Consider the following 15,608-nt stretch of genomic DNA (forward strand, 5'->3'; position numbering starts at 1 on the left):
CGTCCGGGAGAGTTCCGGGCGGGCCCTCGCCGTTGCCCCGCGACGAGGGCGCGGGGATCTGTCGCCGTCGCCGCACGACGGGTGCGCGGAGATGATCTGTCGCCATCGCCCTGCGACGGGATGGAACTCGATTCCGGTGAACGGCGAAGTACGGGTGCACGACCTGAACGAGCCCAGGCCTTCAGGGCGTTCGGACGAACGAAAGGAGCCCCGATGACCGTCGGACCACCGGGCGTCGGCACCCGCGACGGGGACCGCGAGGAGAGTGATGCCCGCGTGATCGAGCGGTCCCGGGACGAGCCCGAGCTGTTCGCCGTCCTCTACGACCGGTACGCCGACACCGTGCATCGTTACGCGGCACGGCGGCTGGGCCCCGAGGCGGCGGAGGATCTGATGGCGGAGACCTTCGTCACCGCCTTCCAGCGGCGGCACACGTACGACCTGGGGCGGGCCGACGCCCGCCCCTGGCTGTTCGGTATCGCCACCAACCTCGTGGGCCGGCACCGCCGGGCCGAGGCGCGCCGGTTCAGGGCGCTCGCCCGGCTGCCGGCGCCGGTGGAGCACGAGGAGGCGGTCGCGGACCGGGCGGTCGCCAGGGCCGGTGCCACGGGGGTGCGCCGGGAGCTGGCCGCCGCGCTGGCCGGGCTGTCCGCCCGGCACCGCGACGTGGTGCTGCTGGTGGCCTGGGCCGGCCTCGACTACGAGGAGGCGGCCCGCGCCCTCGACGTGCCCGTCGGCACGATCAGATCCCGGCTGAACCGGGCTCGCGGCAGATTGCGCGAAGCACTGGGCGGATCCGATCCGACCGCTTTCCGAGAGGCAGACGCCCATGCGTGACATCGACGGACCGAGGGACCTGCGGGACCTACGTGACCTGCGGGACCTCGCCGACTTCGACGCGGGGGCTCCCCCACTGGACGACGAGGCCCGGCGGCGGGGGCGCGCCCGCCTGCTCGCCACGATCACCGCACCCGGTGCGGACCGGGCGACTCGCAGGGCGATCGGGCCCGATCGCCCGGTCCGCCGTCGCCCGGTCCTGCGTATCGCCCTGGCCGGTATGGTCGCCGCCGCGGTCACGGCGGGTGCCCTGGTCACCGTGCAGCACGACGACGGCCGGGGGAAGACCGCTGCGCCGCCGGTGGAGAACGTGCCGCACATGCGGAACGTCAGCGCGCGGACCGTGCTCAACGGGGCGGCCTCGTACGCGCGGAAGAACGACAAGGTGGTCAGTCCCCGGGACGACCAGTTCATCTACACCAAGGAGATCATCAAGGAGACCGACCGGAAGACGGGGAGGACGAAGACCCACGTCGACGAGATCTGGCGCTCCGTGGACGGCTCCCAGCGGTCCTGGATCATGGAGATCGGCAAGGGGTGGTGGTCGCCACCGAACGAGGAGAACCAGACCAGCTGGCCACCGAAGGACTGGGGCACGCTGCGAAAGCTCCCGACCGACCCGGAACAGCTGATCCTCGCGCTCCAGGACGTGGGCTTCGCGCGCGACAGGAAGAACACCTCGCTGGACAGGATCACCGACCAGGAGTGGTCGCACATCCACTTCAGCCTCGCCGGGCTGCTCAAACTGGTCCCGGTGATGCCCGAGGGGCTGCGGCCGGCGGCGTACGAGGCGCTCGGGATGGTGCCGGGGGTCAAGGCGGTGCCCGGCCAGAAGGACGCCAAGGGACGGGTAGGCGTGGCCATCAGGTACGACGACCCGACCCTACCCAAGGGCGCCGCAGGGTACGGCAGTTACTTCATCTTCGACCCGGTGACCTACGCCTTCCTCGGCTTCCGTGACGAGCGTTCCTCGGGCGACGGCAAGAACATGAAGACGTACACCCAGCTCTCGTACCTGGACAGTTGGGCCATCGTCGACAAGGTCAAGCAGTATCCGTCGGCCGCGGGCTAGAGCTCGGCGGGCACTCTGAGGGCGGCCAGGACCGGAAGATGGTCCGTGGCCGCCCTCAGGTCGTCCTCGGAGATGCCGGGGTGGTCGAGGGGGACGCCGCAGCCGAGGACCTCGATGCCGGGGGTGGCCAGGATCGCGTCGATGCGCTGGTGGGGGTCGGTGGGCGTGGAGCTGTACTCGCCGCCCCAGGGCGTGGTGGTCCAGCAGTCCTGGAGTTCGCCGGCGAGGCGACGGAACGTGCGGCCGTCCGGGCGCTCGTTGAGGTCGCCGCCCGCGACCGCGTGTGTCACGCCCAGGCCGGCCAGGTGGTCGAGGAGCAGGCCGCCCTGCTCGTACCGCTCGTCCTTCTGCAGGGAGAGGTGGCAGGACAGGACGCCGAGACGGGCGCGGCCGAAGCGGACCACTGCCGTGGCGAAGCCGCGTCGGTGCAGGCCGGGGGTGAGGGGCAGGAGCACGTCGTCGGTGTGCTCGACCGTGGCGCGGAGGTTGCACAGCAGCGCGGGGCCGGAGGCGGTGGCACCGCCGGAGAGGGTGACCAGGTGGGAGGCCGCGGCGAGCCTGGCGAGTTTCTTGCGCCAGCGGAAGAAGCGGGGGGCTTCCTGGATGAGGACCAGGTCGGGGGCGCAGGCGGTGATCACTCGGGCGAGGGCGTCCGTGTCGTCCCGCATGGAGCGGATGTTGTAGCTGAGGACGCGGATGGTCGCCGAACCGTCGGGGTTCGTGCGGGAGTTGGGCAGCGGCGTCATGTGGATCAATCTACGCGGCAGCACTGCGCCGGGAGAGCCGAGGGACCGCGGGTCGTTCGTTCGGCTGACGGCAGGCGGGGGCCGGTCGCGCCCACGCGGCGGAGCCGCACATCGACAGGGCCCCGCGCCCCGAAGAACGGGGCGCGGGGATGGCTGTCGGTGTCTACATGATCGGGTCGGGTTCTCTCGCCAGGTCCGCCGCGCCCACCAGGCCCGCCTCGTTGCCCAGTTGGGCGGCGATGACCTCGGCGACGGGGCGCCAGTTGCCGCCCACGAGCCAGCGCTTGTAGGACTTGCGGATCGGGTCGAGGACCAGTTCGCCCTCGTCCGACAGGCCGCCGCCCACGATGAACGCCGACGGGTCGAAGAGGGAGGCGAGGTCGGCGAGGCCGGCGCCGGCCCAGCGGGCGAGTTCGCGGTAGGAGTCGACGGCGACGGGGTCGCCCTGGCGGGCGGCCATGGAGATGTGCTTGCCCTCGATGCCCTCGGGGGTGCCGTCACCGAGGCCGAGGAGAAGGTCCGCGTTCTCGGGGGTGGCGTTGGCGCGCTGCTTGGCGTACCTGACCAGGGCCCGCCCTGACGCGTACTGCTCCCAGCAGCCCTGCGAACCGCAGCCGCACTGCAGCCCGTCCGGGACCATGCGGATGTGGCCGAACTCGGCGGCGACGCCGTAGTGGCCGCGGCGCAGCTTGTTGCCGATGATGATGCCCCCGCCGAGGCCGGTGCCGAGGGTGATGCAGATGACGTTGCGGTGGCCCTTGCCGGCACCGAACTTGTACTCGCCCCACGCGGCGGCGTTGGCGTCGTTCTCCACGACGACCGGCAGGCCGACGCGGGTCTCGACCTTCTCCTTGAGCGGCTCGTTGCGCCAGTCGATGTTGGGGGCGAAGTAGACCGTCGACCGCTGACGGTTGACGTAACCGGCCGCGCCGATGCCGACACCGACGATCTCGTGTCCGGCTCGCGCGCCCTCGACGGCGGCGGCGATGGCGTCCACGATCCCCTCGGGCGTGCCCGGGGTCGGCACCTTGTGCGTCGAGAGGATGTTGCCTTCCTCGTCGACCACACCGGCCGCGATCTTGGTACCGCCGATGTCGACGCCGATGGTGAGTCCCATGAATCCCTCAGTTTCGGTCGAGCCCCGCTACGGCCAACCGTACCCGAGGCCCTGCGCCGGGACTCCCGGCGTCCGCCGGGCGGACGGGCCGGTGTCAGTCCAGGTCGATGCGTTCTCCGGGGCCCGGGTCGTCGCCCTGGTCGCGGTTTTCCCGGTGGGCGGTGTCCCGGTTCGTCCAGCGGCGCTCCTGGGCCTCGACGGCGGAGCGGTACGCGGCGAGCAGTTCGCCGCCGGCGGAGGCGAGATGGTCGAAGACGTCCGGGTTGCGTTCGATGACGGGTTCGACGGCGGCCTTGGCCTGCCGGACGACCTGGCTGACCATCTGCTGGGCCGCGCCCCCGGCGACCGCGCCGAGCAACGGCGACTGCAGCCCGGACAGTTTCTCCGCGACGGTGTCGACCAGCTTGCGCAGTTCCTCGGCGGCCGAGCCCGGCGGTGGCCCGTACTTCGCCCGGCGGCGGGCCTTCTCCGCGACGAGGTCCTCCTCGCACGCGGTCGCCCAGGCGTCGGAGTCGGTCGCGCGCACCCGGTCGGTCGCGCGGGCCTGCTCGGCCGACCGTTCCTCCTCGGCCGCGTCCTGACGACCGGCGTCGGACGTGGGGCGCTCTTCGCTCATGGCGGGCTCCTGCCTACGGTTCGTACCTTCGACGTTACCCGAACGGGCGCACACGGTTCACCGTGTCCGGGGCCACAACCGCGGGTCCGGCGCGAAACGGATCCTCAAGCTGCCTTCGCGCAGGGCGGCGCCGTCGACCGTGCAGCGGCGCAGTGCCGACGGCAGCGGAACGATACGGCGGAACTGCCCCGCCGTGACGACCAACTCGTCGCCGCGCCGGACGAGATCCAGGTCGTCCCGTATCGCCCCGGGCAGCGGGATGTGCCACACGAGCACGCCCTCGTCGCCGAGGTTGTCGGTGACGGCCCACTCGACGCGGGCGGGAGCGTCACCCGCACCGGGGACGTCGAGGGCGGCGAGGTCGTCGCCGCCGCGGGGGTCGCGGCCCAGGTGGGCGACGCCGCGTACGGGACGGGCCTCTCGCTCCGAGGAGGCCTCCTGCCATTCCTCCAACGCCTTGCGCTGTTGGGCGACGAGGCCGGCGAGCCAGGTGTCGTGGACGCCCTCGGGCAGGACGCGGTTGGCGATCAGCATGTCCACGGGGAGGGCCCGCAGGGCGAGTCCGACGCTCGCGAGGCGCACGAGGTCGGCGCCGGCCGGACCCGGTTCGGCGACCAGTCGCACACTCGTCCCCGGGTCCTCGACGACCGCCGCGACGGCGGCCAGCTCGACGTCCCACCGGGCGGCCGTCTCGTACAGCCACTCGGCGGGCATCGGCACCCCGGCGAGCCGCCCGAGGACCGGCCGCAGCGCACGGGCCGCCTGCCGCTCGGCCGGGAGCAGCCGCCGCAGATACCGCCGCAGCTCCTCCGGGAGACCGAGCAGGGCGAGTGCCTGCGGCGCGGGCGGCAGATCGACGACGAGCAGGTCGTACGCCTCCGACAGCGCGGCGTCGCGCAGCGCCCGCAGCAGGGCGAGTTCCTCTGCGCCGGGCAGGGGGGTGAGTTCCTCGGCGTCCAGTCGGCCGGCACCGAGCATTCCCAGCACGGACGCGGCCCTCTCCTGGAAGGCGACGAGATCCTCCCGGAACCGCTCCGCCGCGTCGGGCCGCCACGCGGTCAGGTTCGGGACGACCCGCACGGGTTCCGTCCCGGTCGCCACCCCGAGCACCGCCCCCAGGCTGTCGACGCGGTCCGCGCTCAGCACAAGGGTCCGCACGCCCTCACGGGCCGCCTCGACGGCCGTGGCCGCCGCGACCGTCGTACGGCCGCTGCCGCCTTGCCCGGTGATCAGGATGGTGCGCATGAGGGTGAACGGTAACCCAGCGCCCGGCCCATCAGCGCCGCCCGGCACCCTCCGCCGAGGCCTGGCGGAGGTGGGAGGCGCTCACCGGCGCTGTCGGGGCGCCGGATGCGCCCACCCGTACCGCCCCAGAGGCACGACTGCCCGCAGGTGAGCAGCCCACGCGCATCCCGTCCCAGGGGCACGGGGAACCGCGCGATCAGCCATGACGGACGGCGGCGACGGACGGCTGGAGCCCGCGGACGGACGACACCCACGGACGGACTGCGGCCGCCACATGACGCAGCCCGCCGAGTCATGGGGCGCGGGCTCACCCGCCCATCGGCCTACAGGTGACTCGGAACCCGCCGCAGCAGGCTCCGGGAGCACCCTCCGCCACCAGGACGGGTCGGACGTTCGGACGGGTGGGCGGGGCTCAGGCCCCGGACTCCACGCGCTTCTTCAGCCCCGCCAGCGCCCGGTCGATGATGACCTTCTCCGCCTTGCGCTTGATCATGCCGAGCATCGGGATCTTGACGTCGACGGTCAGCTGGTACGTCACCTCGGTCACCGAGTCACCGACCGGCTTCAGGATGTAGGAGCCGTCGAGCGACCGCAGCATCTGAGACTTGACCAGCGTCCAGGACACCTCGTTCGCCCCGGTCCAGGTGTACGCCAGCGTCTGGTCGTCCTTGATCGCGCCCGCGTCCATGACGAGCCGGACCTGCTCGGCGCGGCCCTGACCGTCGGTCTCCAGCACCTCCGCCTCCTTCACCTCGCCCGTCCAGTCCGGGTAGCGGGCGAAGTCGGCGATCACTCCCATGACGTCGGCGGCCGCAGCCTCGATCGTGATGCTCGAACTGGTGAATTCCGCCATCGCGGTGGCTCCTCCAGAGACTGTCCGGTGAGGGAGGTGGGTGCGCACGTCTGTGCAGCGTGAAGGCTACCGCTTACCGGGACTCACCATTCCAGCGCCCACGGCTTCCCGGTCCCCGCGAAGTGGCCCACGTTCACACACTCGGTCGCCCCGACGCGCATCCGCCGCGCCAACGGCTGGTGGACGTGTCCGAACAACGAGTACCGGGGCCGGGTCTTCCGGATCGCCTCCAGCAGCGCCCGGCTCCCCCGCTCGAAGCGGCGCGCCACCGTGTCGTACACCAGCTCGGGGATATCCGGCGGGATGTGCGTGCACAGCACGTCCACCTCCCCCACCGCCTCGATCTTCGCCGCGTACTCCTCGTCGCTGATCTCGTACGGGGTCCGCATGGGGGTGCGGAGTCCGCCGCCCACGAACCCGAAGACCCAGCCTCCGATCTCCACCCGTTCGCCGTCCAGCACGGTCGTCCCCGGACCCGCGTACTCGGGCCACAGCCTCGGCATATCGACATTGCCGTACGTGGCGTACGTCGGCGCTGGGAAGGCCGCGAACATCTCGGCGTACTGCTTGCGGACGGCCTTCTCGATCACGGCGGAGCGCTCCTCCCCCACGCCCGCCCACAGCCGGGCCCCGAGTTCGCGCGCCTCCTCGAAGCGGCGGGCGGTTCGCAGTTCGACGAGGCGGGTGGCGTTCTCGGCGCCGAAGAGGTCGGGGAAGATGCCGCGGGAGTGGTCGGCGTAGTCGAGGAAGAGGACCAGGTCACCCAGGCACACCAGGGCGTCGGCGCCCTCACCCGCTCCGGCCAGGTCGCGTGCGTTGCCGTGCACGTCGCTGACCACGTGAATGCGAGTCCTGCCGTTACCGCCCGATGTGCGTGCCATGACGATCAAGCGTAGGCGTGTGTGGCATACGTGAACAGAGCCGGTCGGACGTGTGGTTACTGGCCAGTCGGCAAGTGGGGGGACTATTCTTCCCGGGTAGAACCCCGCACGTGTGACGCGGAGAACATCTCGCCCGACCCCCCTCGCGTAGAGGCCATACCGACGGGTAACGTCCGGGCAGTCCAGTTGTGCTCAGGTTTTCAACCAGTAGGAACCGAAGAACCAAAGGGGACCTGAGCGCTCTCCCGGCCTTGGACCGCACCGTCGCAGCACACAGAGTCGTGGCGCCGGCGCCCTATGAGGAGCAGCAGTCTTGCGCGAGTTCAGCCTTCCGGCTTTGTACGAGGTCCCGACGGACGGCAATCTGACCGACATCGTCCGTAGAAACGCCGCGCAGCATCCCGATGTCGCCGTCATCGCCCGCAAGGTGGACGGCGTCTGGCAGGACGTCGACGCCGTCCGGTTCCTCACCGAGGTGCGGACGGCCGCGAAGGGGCTCATCGCCGCCGGGGTCCAGCCTGGCGACCGGGTCGCGCTGATGTCCCGTACCCGCTACGAGTGGACCCTGCTGGACTTCGCGATCTGGACGGCCGGCGCGGTCACCGTGCCGGTGTACGAGACCAGCTCGGCGGAGCAGGTGCAGTGGATTCTCGCCGACTCGGGCGCCACCGCCATGATCGTGGAGCTGGACGGGCACTCGGCCGCCGTCGAGTCGGTGCGCGACCGGCTGCCGGGGCTGAAGCACGTGTGGCAGATCGAGGGCGGCGGTGTGGAGGAGCTGGGCCGCCTCGGCCAGGGGGTCACCGACCAGGCCGTCGACGAGCGCAGCTCGATGGCCAAGGCCGACGACCCGGCGACCATCGTCTACACCTCCGGCACGACCGGCCGCCCGAAGGGGTGCGTCCTCACCCACCGCAGCTTCTTCGCCGAGTGCGGGAACGTGGTGGAGCGGCTGCGCCCCCTGTTCCGTACGGGCGAGTGCTCGGTCCTGCTCTTCCTCCCGCTCGCGCACGTCTTCGGGCGGCTCGTGCAGGTCGCGCCGATGATGGCGCCGATCAAGCTGGGCACCGTACCGGACATCAAGAACCTCACCGACGAGCTGGCCTCCTTCCGGCCGACGCTGATCCTCGGTGTGCCGCGCGTGTTCGAGAAGGTCTACAACTCAGCGCGGGCCAAGGCGCAGGCGGACGGCAAGGGCAAGATCTTCGACAAGGCCGCGGACACGGCGATCGCGTACAGCAGGGCGCTGGACACGGCGTCGGGCCCGGCGCTCGGCCTGAAGATCAAGCACAAGGTGTTCGACAGGCTCGTCTACAGCAAGCTGCGGGCGGTGCTCGGCGGCAAGGGCGAGTTCGCGATCTCGGGCGGCGCCCCGCTGGGCGAGCGTCTGGGTCACTTCTTCCGCGGCATCGGCTTCACGGTCCTGGAGGGCTACGGCCTGACGGAGTCCTGTGCGGCCACCGCGTTCAACCCCTGGGACCGCCAGAAGATCGGTACGGTCGGGCAGCCGCTGCCGGGTTCCGTCATCCGGATCGCGGACGACGGGGAGGTGCTGCTGCACGGCGAGCACCTGTTCAAGGAGTACTGGAACAACCCGGGCGCGACCGAGGAGGCGCTGGCCGACGGCTGGTTCCACACGGGCGACATCGGCACCCTCGACGAGGACGGCTACCTCAGCATCACCGGCCGCAAGAAGGAGATCATCGTCACCGCGGGCGGCAAGAACGTCGCCCCGGCCGTGATCGAGGACCGGATCCGGGCGCACGCCCTGGTCGCGGAGTGCATGGTGGTGGGCGACGGGCGGCCCTTCGTGGGCGCGCTGGTCACCATCGACGAGGAGTTCCTGGGCCGCTGGGCCGCCGAGCACGGCAAGCCGGCGGGCTCCACCGCGGCGTCACTGAGTGCGGACGCCGATCTGAACGCGGCCGTGCAGGCCGCGATCGACGACGGCAACGCCGCGGTGTCGAAGGCGGAATCGGTGCGGAAGTTCCGCATTCTGTCCTCCCAGTTCACGGAGGAGTCGGGCCACCTGACGCCGTCCCTGAAGCTCAAGCGCAACGTGGTGGCGAAGGACTACACGGACGAGATCGAGGCGATCTACCAGAAGTAACCAGCCGTCAGGCAGCAATCAGCGGTCGCACGGCTCATGGCGCGGTGTCCTCGGCGAGGACCCGCGTCATCGTGCGTTCGGCGAGCGCGGTGATCGTGACGAACGGGTTCACCCCGATCGAGCCGGGCACGAGCGAGCCGTCGGTGACGTACAGCTTCGAATACCCCTTCACCCTCCCGTAGTTGTCGGTCGCCTTCCCCAGCACACAGCCGCCCAGCGGGTGGTAGGTGAAGTCGTCGGCGAACACCTTGTTGGACGAGCCGAACAGGTCGTAGCGGTACATCGTGCTGTTGGCCGAGTTGATCCGGTCGAAGAGCTTCTTGGCCATGGAGGAGGAGACCGCGCTCTGGGCGGCGCTCCAGCCGAGCTTCGCCGAGTCGCTCGCGGCGTCGTAGGTGAAGGACGCGCGCTCCGGGTTCTTGGTGATCGCCAGATAGAGGCTGACCCAGTGTTCGAGGCCCGTGGGCAGCGGGGCGATCTCGGCGAAGACGGGGTTGGCGGTGTTGGCCCAGTCGTCGATGCCCATGACCGGCATGGTCGACTGGTTCGCCCCGACCGTGTCCCACAGGTGGTTGGCCCGGCCGAGCATGACGTTGCCGTTCGAACCCCAGCCGGCGCCGACACTGGCGTCCAGCGCGGGCAGGGTGCCCTTCGCCCGTGCGCGGACGAGGAGTTCGGTGGTGCCGACGCTGCCGGCGCCGAGGAACAGATAGGTGCAGCCGTACTCCTTGGTCTCGACGACCGCCCCCGTGTCGGCGATGCGGTCGACGGTGACGACGTACGTCCCGTCGCTCAGCCGACGGATGCCCCTGGCCCGTTCCATGGTGTGGATGGTGACGTTGCCGGTGCCGAGGGCGGCGGCGAGGTACGTCTTGTCGAGGCTCTTCTTTCCGTGGTTGTTGCCGTAGATGACCTCTCCCGCGAGGGCCGACCTGGTCGCGGTGCCGGCCGCCTCGCGCTGCATGTAGCCGAAGTCGTAGACGCTCGGCACGAAGGTGGTCCGCAGGCCGGCCTTGTCGGCGTGGGCACGGGAGATCCGGCTGAAGCGATACCACTCCGTGGACTCGAACCAGGCGGGGTCGATGGTGTTGACGCCGAGCATGGCGCGGGCGCGCGGGAAGTACGTGGAGTACATCTCGGCGGTGTCGACGGCCGGGAACTGCTCGGCGAAGTACGACTGGAGCGGGGTGACGGCCATGCTGCCGTTGACCAGTGAGCCGCCGCCGACACCGCGGCCCAGGAAGACCGACATGTCGGCGTAGCGGACGCGGTCCAGGACGCCGGGGTAGGGGTTGATGTCCTGGTTGACGACGTCCAGCCAGAGGAAGGTGGCGAGCGGGGCCTCGGTCCGGGTCTTGAACCACATGGACCGATCGTCGGGCTCCTTGGTCGAACAGAAGATCTTGCCGTCCGAGCCGGGGCTGTTCCAGGCCCTGCCCATCTCCAGGACGAGGGTGCGGATGCCGGCCTGGCCGAGTCGGAGGGCGGCGACGGCGGCGCCGTAGCCGGAGCCGATGACGATCGCGGGGGCGGAGTCGACCGCGTCGGGTTCGGCCGCCTGGGCGGACTGGAGGCCGATGCGGGTGAGACCGAGGGCGGCCGCCGTCTGCAGGGCGGCCATACCAAGGATGTGACGTCTCGTCAGTTGACGCTGCATCAGTTTTGCTGTCATGTGCGCAGCATGTGCGGATTTTTCGGCTCCGGCTAGGGGCTCCGCCGTGCCGTGCGGCGCTTACCGGTGTGCCGGGTGCTCCTGGAAGGCGACTTCCGGTCGTCTCGTGGCTGGTCGCACCGTTCTCCGCGCCCTCCGGGGGGCTAGAGCAACGATTTCAAAGTTTCTGCCAACAGGTCCCAGCGCCATTTCTCCTCGACCCACTCCCGTCCCCGCTGCCCCATGCGTGCCCGGAGTTCCGGGTCGCCCAGGAGGGTGACGATGCGTTCGGCGGCGTCGTTCGGGGAGCCTCCTCGTACGACCCAGCCGGTCTCGCCGTCGAGCACGGCGTCGGGGGCACCGCCGGAGTCGCCCGCGACGACGGGCAGTCCGGTCGCGGAGGCCTCCAGGTAGACGATCCCGAGCCCTTCGACGTCCAGCCCGCCCCGGCGCGTACGGCACGGCATGGCGAAGACGTCGCCGGCGCCGTAGTGGGCGGGCAGCTCGGACCAGGGGACGGCGCCGGTGAAGCGGACGGACGCGGCGACCCCGCTCTCGTGGGCGAGCCGGCGCAGCTCCTTCTCGTACGGTCCGCCGCCGACGATCAGCAGCACCGCGTCCGGCTCCTCGGCGAGGATGGCGGGCATCGCCCGGATCAGCGTGTCCTGCCCCTTGCGCGGCACGAGCCGGGAGACACAGACGACGACCGGCCGGTCGGTGAGCCCCAGCCGGGCCCGGACCTCGGCACCGCCGGAGCCGGGGTGGAAGGTCTTCTCGTCGACCCCGGGCGGCAGCTGGACCATGCGCCCGGCCGCCTGCGAAGTGAGAGCCGTGGCGATCCGGGAGCGCGTGTACTCGCCCAGGTAGGTGATCGTGTCCGTGCCCTCGCCGATCCGTCCCAGCAGCTGCCGGGCGGCGGGCAGCTGCGCCCAGCCCGCCTCGTGGCCGTGCGTGGTGGCCACCAGCCGCCGGGCGCCCGCCCGGCGCAGCGCGGGGGCCATCAGACCGAGCGGGGCCGCCGCACCGAACCACACCGCCGTACAGCCGTGCTCCCGCAGCAGCGAGACCGCGCGGCGGGTGACGGCGGGCGTCGGCAGCAGCATGGTCGTCCGGTCGCGTACGACGGTGAAGGGCTGCTCGGCGTCGAAGGCGGCCGTCGCCCGGGCGCCCTCCCGGCTCCGCTTCCACGTCGAGGCATAGACGACGATCTGCTCGGGATCCAGCCGTAGCGCCATGTTGTGCAGAAACGCCTGGATACCGCCGGGCCGGGGCGGGAAGTCGTTGGTCACGATCAGGGTCTTGTGCATCGCCGCCGACCCTACCGAACCGGCGTCGGCCCCCGCCCCCGGGCACCTCCGCACCGGTCCCGGCCATGCTTCACAGGCCGATGGGGGATCATGTCCCCCACGCGCGCGAAGTTCGGCGCGGCCGGACACCGACAGACACTTGTGGACAGGGACTCACGTGGCTCAGACGCATATAAGGGGCTCTCGACGGCTCCCGCTGGGGCTTCTGACGCTCTGGGGCGCGACCCGGCTGCTCCTGCTGCTGTTCGTCTTCAAGGTGTACGTGTTCCCCGGCCCGGACGTCACCAGCGACGTCTCGGTGATCTACCAGGGCTGGTACGAGACCCTGCGCACAGGAACGTATCCCCTGAACGACGTCACCTGGCAGTACCCGCCCGCCGCCGCCCTCGCGATTCTCTCCCCCGCGCTGCTGCCCTTCCTGGACTACGCGTCCGCGTTCTTCGTCCTCGCCTTCCTCGCCGACCTGGTCGTGCTCGCGCTGCTCCTGTACGCGGGCGGGCGCCCCGGGAAGACATGGCGCGGCGCCTGGGTGTGGGTGGTGGGCCTGCCGCTGCTCGGCCCGACCGGGTACGCCCGCTACGACGTGATGGTGACGGCGGTGGCGGTCGCCGCCCTCCTCGCCGGCAGCCGTCACCCGCGCGCGATGGGGGCGCTGACGGCCTTCGCGGCCCTGCTGAAGGTCTGGCCGGTACTGCTGCTCCTGGGCGCCCGCAAGCGTGCCGCCTGGGCGTGGGCCGCGGGCACCGGCCTGGCGGTGGCCGCCCTCTTCGCCGTCTCCATGCCCGGCGCCTTCGCCTTCCTGACGTTCCAGCGGGACCGCGGCACGGAGGTCGAGTCGCTGGGCGCCCTCGTCTTCCATGTGGCCCGGCAGTTCGGCTGGGACGGCGAGGTACTGCTCAACTACGGCTCGGTGGAGTTCCTCGGCGACCACGTCGACACCGTCAGCAAAGTGGCCCTGCTGCTCAGCGGGGTGGCGTTCGCCTGGCTGCTGCTCTGGCGGGTACGGGCCCGGCGGTTCGCGCCGCACACCCTCGCGGACGCCGCGTTCGTGGCGGTGCTGATGTTCACGGCCACGAGCCGGGTGATCAGCCCGCAGTACATGGTGTGGCTGGTGGGCCTCGCCGCGGTGTGCCTCTGCTTCCGGGCGAGCCGGATGGGCCCGTCGGCGGTCATGGTCCTGATGGCGTCCTTCGTGACCGTCCTGGAGTTCCCCGTCTGGTTCGCCCACGTCGTCGCCAGCGACGGGCTGGGCGTCACCCTCCTCTTCGCCCGCAACGGCCTCCTCGTCCTCGCGGCCCTGCTCGCCGCGTTCCGACTGTGGCACGACACGGTCCCCCGGCCCGCCCCGGAACCCCTGCCGCAACAGCAGGACAACGTCAAGGAAGCACTGGGTTCCTGAGCCGGCCCGCGCGGCAGCGACGGCACGAGCACCGCGCACTGCACCCCCATGGACACCGCCGGCGCCAGGCAGATCCCGGGCAGCGCGAGCCCCGAACGAGCGTGGGCGAGCGACGGTTGGACCGCCGTACCCAGCAGCGTCACCCGCGGCAGCACCAGCACTCCCCCGCTGCCCTCGAAGACCCCGCCGAGCGCGATGCAGCACGCCGTCAGCACCAGATACGGCCCGACGCGGCGCAGGAAGAGCGCGCCCTCCGCGGTGACGGCGGGCCCGGCCCCGAAGGCCCGCAGCACCACCGGCCCGAGCAATGCCGACGGCACGGCCGCCACGCCCGCTCGGCCTTCCCGGTCGCCCGCGCCACCCGCAGCGTGCCCTGCCGGAACAGGCCGCCGGCCTCCTCGGCACGCACGGGTTCGCCGCCCTCGTGGAAGAAGCTCGCCGGAGTCGTGAGGAAGTGCTCGGGGAGGCGATCGCCCAGCTGGATCCCGGTCAACCGAGCTGACCGCGCACGTACTCCCGCCACCGCTCGGTGAACTCGTCGACCGTCGTGCCGAGGACCTCCTTCAAGGCCCCCTCCACCGCCCCCTCGCGCCTCCCGTGTTCGCCGACGGCGCGGTAGAACTCGTCGAGGCGGGCCTCGCCCCAGTGGCCGGCGATCAGACGGCAGGCCAGCCATCCTCCCTCGTAGGCCTGGGCGAGCCTGCCGGAGTCTTCGGAGAAACCGAAGTCGGGGTCGGCGGGGAGCGAGGCCGGGAGCCGTCCCTCCGCCACCGCCCGCTGGAGCTCGGGGGCCACCTCGGGTGCCGTGCGGCCCGTCCCCCGGTAGCCGACCCAGTCGGCGTAGCCCTCGGAGAGCCAGAGGGGGGTGGCGGCGTCGGTGTGGGCGCGGGTGGCGACGTGGGTCGTCTCGTGGGTGAGGACGACCTGCTTGCCGAGGTCGCCGAGGACGGCGTACGCGTCGGGGTTGACGACGATCCGGTCCGCCGGGGTCTTCGCCGAGCCCCCCGCCTCGCCGGTGGTGACCGCCGCGATCCCCCGGTACCCGGACGCGGGCGCCCCCAGCAGCCCCGCCATGTCCTCCAGCGACTCCGGCACCACGACCACGACCCGCCGCGCCCAGTCCTCGCCCCACGCCTCGGTCACGGCGGGCACGGCCCGGTCCGCCAGCCCCGCGTACTCACGCAGGGCCTCCGCCGGCCACCCGACCCCCAGCACGAGGCTCCGCTCCCCGCGTACGGCCCGTATCCGCCCCTGCTCCCACAGCTGTTCGGTGCCCTCCCGCGAGGGCTCGTCGGCGGCGACCCGCCACACCCCGTCGTCGTCCCGGAGAAGGGTCAGGGTCCGTGCGGCGGTCACGGGCGCCTTGTCGTAGCCGCGTATCCGGTAGCGGAGGGCCGCCTCGGCCGTGGCCCGGTCGCCGGAGCGGCGGAAGGCGGTGAGGTCGTACGACCAGGAGGACAGGGGCAGGCTGCGGAGGTTCACGAACTCGGCCTCTCCGGTGGCCAGTTGGCCGGCGACGGAGGACGCCGGCGCCTCGGTGGCGCGGTATGCCGTCCCGTCCCGTTCCAGGACCGCCGAGGCCCGCCGGTCGAGCATCCGCTGCACGTCGGCGCGGGCGGCGTCGGGCGCCGCGTTGCCGCCGCAGCCGCCGAGGAGGGCGAGTGCGAGCACGACCGCCGGGAGAACACTTCCGCGGCCCGGGGCCGACCCGGGCCATGCACGCGCCGTGCGCCTTCGACCAGCCACGTTCCCGATCGTACGGGCGCCCGGTCGC

The 15,608-nt window shown here is 71.7% G+C and carries 13 protein-coding genes and 1 pseudogene; 4 read left to right on the forward strand and 10 right to left on the reverse strand.

Annotation, left to right across the window (positions count from 1 at the left end):
* Positions 1–213 precede the first annotated feature (213 nt).
* Both OG858_RS12355 and OG858_RS12360 read left to right on the forward strand, forming a co-directional pair.
* Positions 214–837: an RNA polymerase sigma factor gene (locus OG858_RS12355; RefSeq protein WP_319066115.1), complete on the forward strand. Its 624-nt coding sequence runs from the start codon at positions 214–216 to the stop codon at positions 835–837.
* Positions 830–1,909 carry a CU044_5270 family protein gene (locus OG858_RS12360; protein ID WP_319066116.1) on the forward strand — a complete coding sequence of 360 codons (1,080 nt, stop codon included), beginning with the start codon at positions 830–832 and terminating at the stop codon, positions 1,907–1,909. The genes OG858_RS12355 and OG858_RS12360 overlap by 8 nt, the downstream gene beginning before the upstream one ends.
* Here OG858_RS12360 and OG858_RS12365 read toward each other — a convergent pair.
* The 6 genes from OG858_RS12365 to OG858_RS12390 form a co-directional block, all read right to left on the reverse strand.
* Positions 1,906–2,655, reverse strand: a complete 750-nt coding sequence (locus tag OG858_RS12365; RefSeq protein ID WP_086751510.1) for an endonuclease/exonuclease/phosphatase family protein — start codon at positions 2,653–2,655, stop codon at positions 1,906–1,908. The genes OG858_RS12360 and OG858_RS12365 overlap by 4 nt on opposite strands.
* 163 nt (positions 2,656–2,818) lie before the next feature.
* Positions 2,819–3,772, reverse strand: coding sequence for an ROK family glucokinase (locus OG858_RS12370; protein ID WP_037693449.1), 954 nt, complete (start codon positions 3,770–3,772; stop codon positions 2,819–2,821).
* Positions 3,773–3,866: 94 nt separating this feature from the next.
* Positions 3,867–4,388, reverse strand: a complete 522-nt coding sequence (locus tag OG858_RS12375; RefSeq protein ID WP_327749006.1) for a DUF5304 domain-containing protein — start codon at positions 4,386–4,388, stop codon at positions 3,867–3,869.
* A gap of 57 nt (positions 4,389–4,445) precedes the next feature.
* Positions 4,446–5,633, reverse strand: a complete 1,188-nt coding sequence (locus OG858_RS12380; RefSeq protein ID WP_086751506.1) for an ArsA family ATPase — start codon at positions 5,631–5,633, stop codon at positions 4,446–4,448.
* Positions 5,634–6,045: 412 nt separating this feature from the next.
* The gene (locus OG858_RS12385; RefSeq protein ID WP_037693456.1) at positions 6,046–6,486 is read right to left on the reverse strand and encodes an SRPBCC family protein; all 441 of its coding nucleotides are present in this window, start codon (positions 6,484–6,486) and stop codon (positions 6,046–6,048) included.
* Between the two features lie 83 nt (positions 6,487–6,569).
* Positions 6,570–7,325 (reverse strand): metallophosphoesterase family protein, encoded by a 756-nt coding sequence (locus tag OG858_RS12390; RefSeq protein ID WP_086751504.1) that lies wholly within the window; start codon positions 7,323–7,325, stop codon positions 6,570–6,572.
* Positions 7,326–7,680: 355 nt separating this feature from the next.
* On the opposite strand from OG858_RS12390, the gene OG858_RS12395 reads away from it, so the two are divergent.
* The gene (locus OG858_RS12395) at positions 7,681–9,477 is read left to right on the forward strand and encodes an AMP-dependent synthetase/ligase (RefSeq protein WP_086751502.1); all 1,797 of its coding nucleotides are present in this window, start codon (positions 7,681–7,683) and stop codon (positions 9,475–9,477) included.
* 34 nt (positions 9,478–9,511) lie between these two features.
* Here the strand turns inward: OG858_RS12395 and OG858_RS12400 are convergent, their stop codons facing one another.
* Both OG858_RS12400 and OG858_RS12405 read right to left on the reverse strand, forming a co-directional pair.
* Complete coding sequence (locus OG858_RS12400; protein ID WP_455681700.1) at positions 9,512–11,134, reverse strand: GMC oxidoreductase; 1,623 nt, start codon at positions 11,132–11,134, stop codon at positions 9,512–9,514.
* A gap of 158 nt (positions 11,135–11,292) precedes the next feature.
* Positions 11,293–12,435, reverse strand: coding sequence for a glycosyltransferase family 4 protein (locus OG858_RS12405; protein ID WP_328544913.1), 1,143 nt, complete (start codon positions 12,433–12,435; stop codon positions 11,293–11,295).
* Between the two features lie 157 nt (positions 12,436–12,592).
* Here OG858_RS12405 and OG858_RS12410 point away from each other — a divergent pair, with 157 nt between their 5' ends.
* On the forward strand, positions 12,593–13,834 hold the full coding sequence (locus OG858_RS12410; protein WP_327723888.1) for a glycosyltransferase family 87 protein: 1,242 nt from the start codon (positions 12,593–12,595) through the stop codon (positions 13,832–13,834).
* Positions 13,835–14,159: 325 nt separating this feature from the next.
* Here the strand turns inward: OG858_RS12410 and OG858_RS12420 are convergent.
* Both OG858_RS12420 and OG858_RS12425 read right to left on the reverse strand, forming a co-directional pair.
* Positions 14,160–14,288: pseudogene (locus tag OG858_RS12420) on the reverse strand (PadR family transcriptional regulator); the annotation flags it as partial.
* 35 nt (positions 14,289–14,323) lie between these two features.
* Positions 14,324–15,580, reverse strand: coding sequence for a hypothetical protein (locus tag OG858_RS12425; protein ID WP_406195948.1), 1,257 nt, complete (start codon positions 15,578–15,580; stop codon positions 14,324–14,326).
* Positions 15,581–15,608 lie beyond the last annotated feature (28 nt).

The sequence above is a fragment of the Streptomyces europaeiscabiei genome, from assembly GCF_036346855.1.
GTDB classification, from domain to species: domain Bacteria; phylum Actinomycetota; class Actinomycetes; order Streptomycetales; family Streptomycetaceae; genus Streptomyces; species Streptomyces europaeiscabiei.

Bases quoted from the DNA above. Each gene is read 5' to 3' on its own strand.
- OG858_RS12400 (WP_455681700.1), bottom strand. From the start codon at position 11,134: ATGCAGCGTCAACTGACGAGACGTCACATCCTTGGTATGGCCGCCCTG.
- OG858_RS12370 (WP_037693449.1), bottom strand. From the start codon at position 3,772: ATGGGACTCACCATCGGCGTCGACATCGGCGGTACCAAGATCGCGGCC.
- OG858_RS12385 (WP_037693456.1), bottom strand. From the start codon at position 6,486: ATGGCGGAATTCACCAGTTCGAGCATCACGATCGAGGCTGCGGCCGCC.
- OG858_RS12355 (WP_319066115.1), top strand. From the start codon at position 214: ATGACCGTCGGACCACCGGGCGTCGGCACCCGCGACGGGGACCGCGAG.
- OG858_RS12360 (WP_319066116.1), top strand. From the start codon at position 830: ATGCGTGACATCGACGGACCGAGGGACCTGCGGGACCTACGTGACCTG.
- OG858_RS12380 (WP_086751506.1), bottom strand. From the start codon at position 5,633: ATGCGCACCATCCTGATCACCGGGCAAGGCGGCAGCGGCCGTACGACG.
- OG858_RS12365 (WP_086751510.1), bottom strand. From the start codon at position 2,655: ATGACGCCGCTGCCCAACTCCCGCACGAACCCCGACGGTTCGGCGACC.
- OG858_RS12405 (WP_328544913.1), bottom strand. From the start codon at position 12,435: ATGCACAAGACCCTGATCGTGACCAACGACTTCCCGCCCCGGCCCGGC.
- OG858_RS12375 (WP_327749006.1), bottom strand. From the start codon at position 4,388: ATGAGCGAAGAGCGCCCCACGTCCGACGCCGGTCGTCAGGACGCGGCC.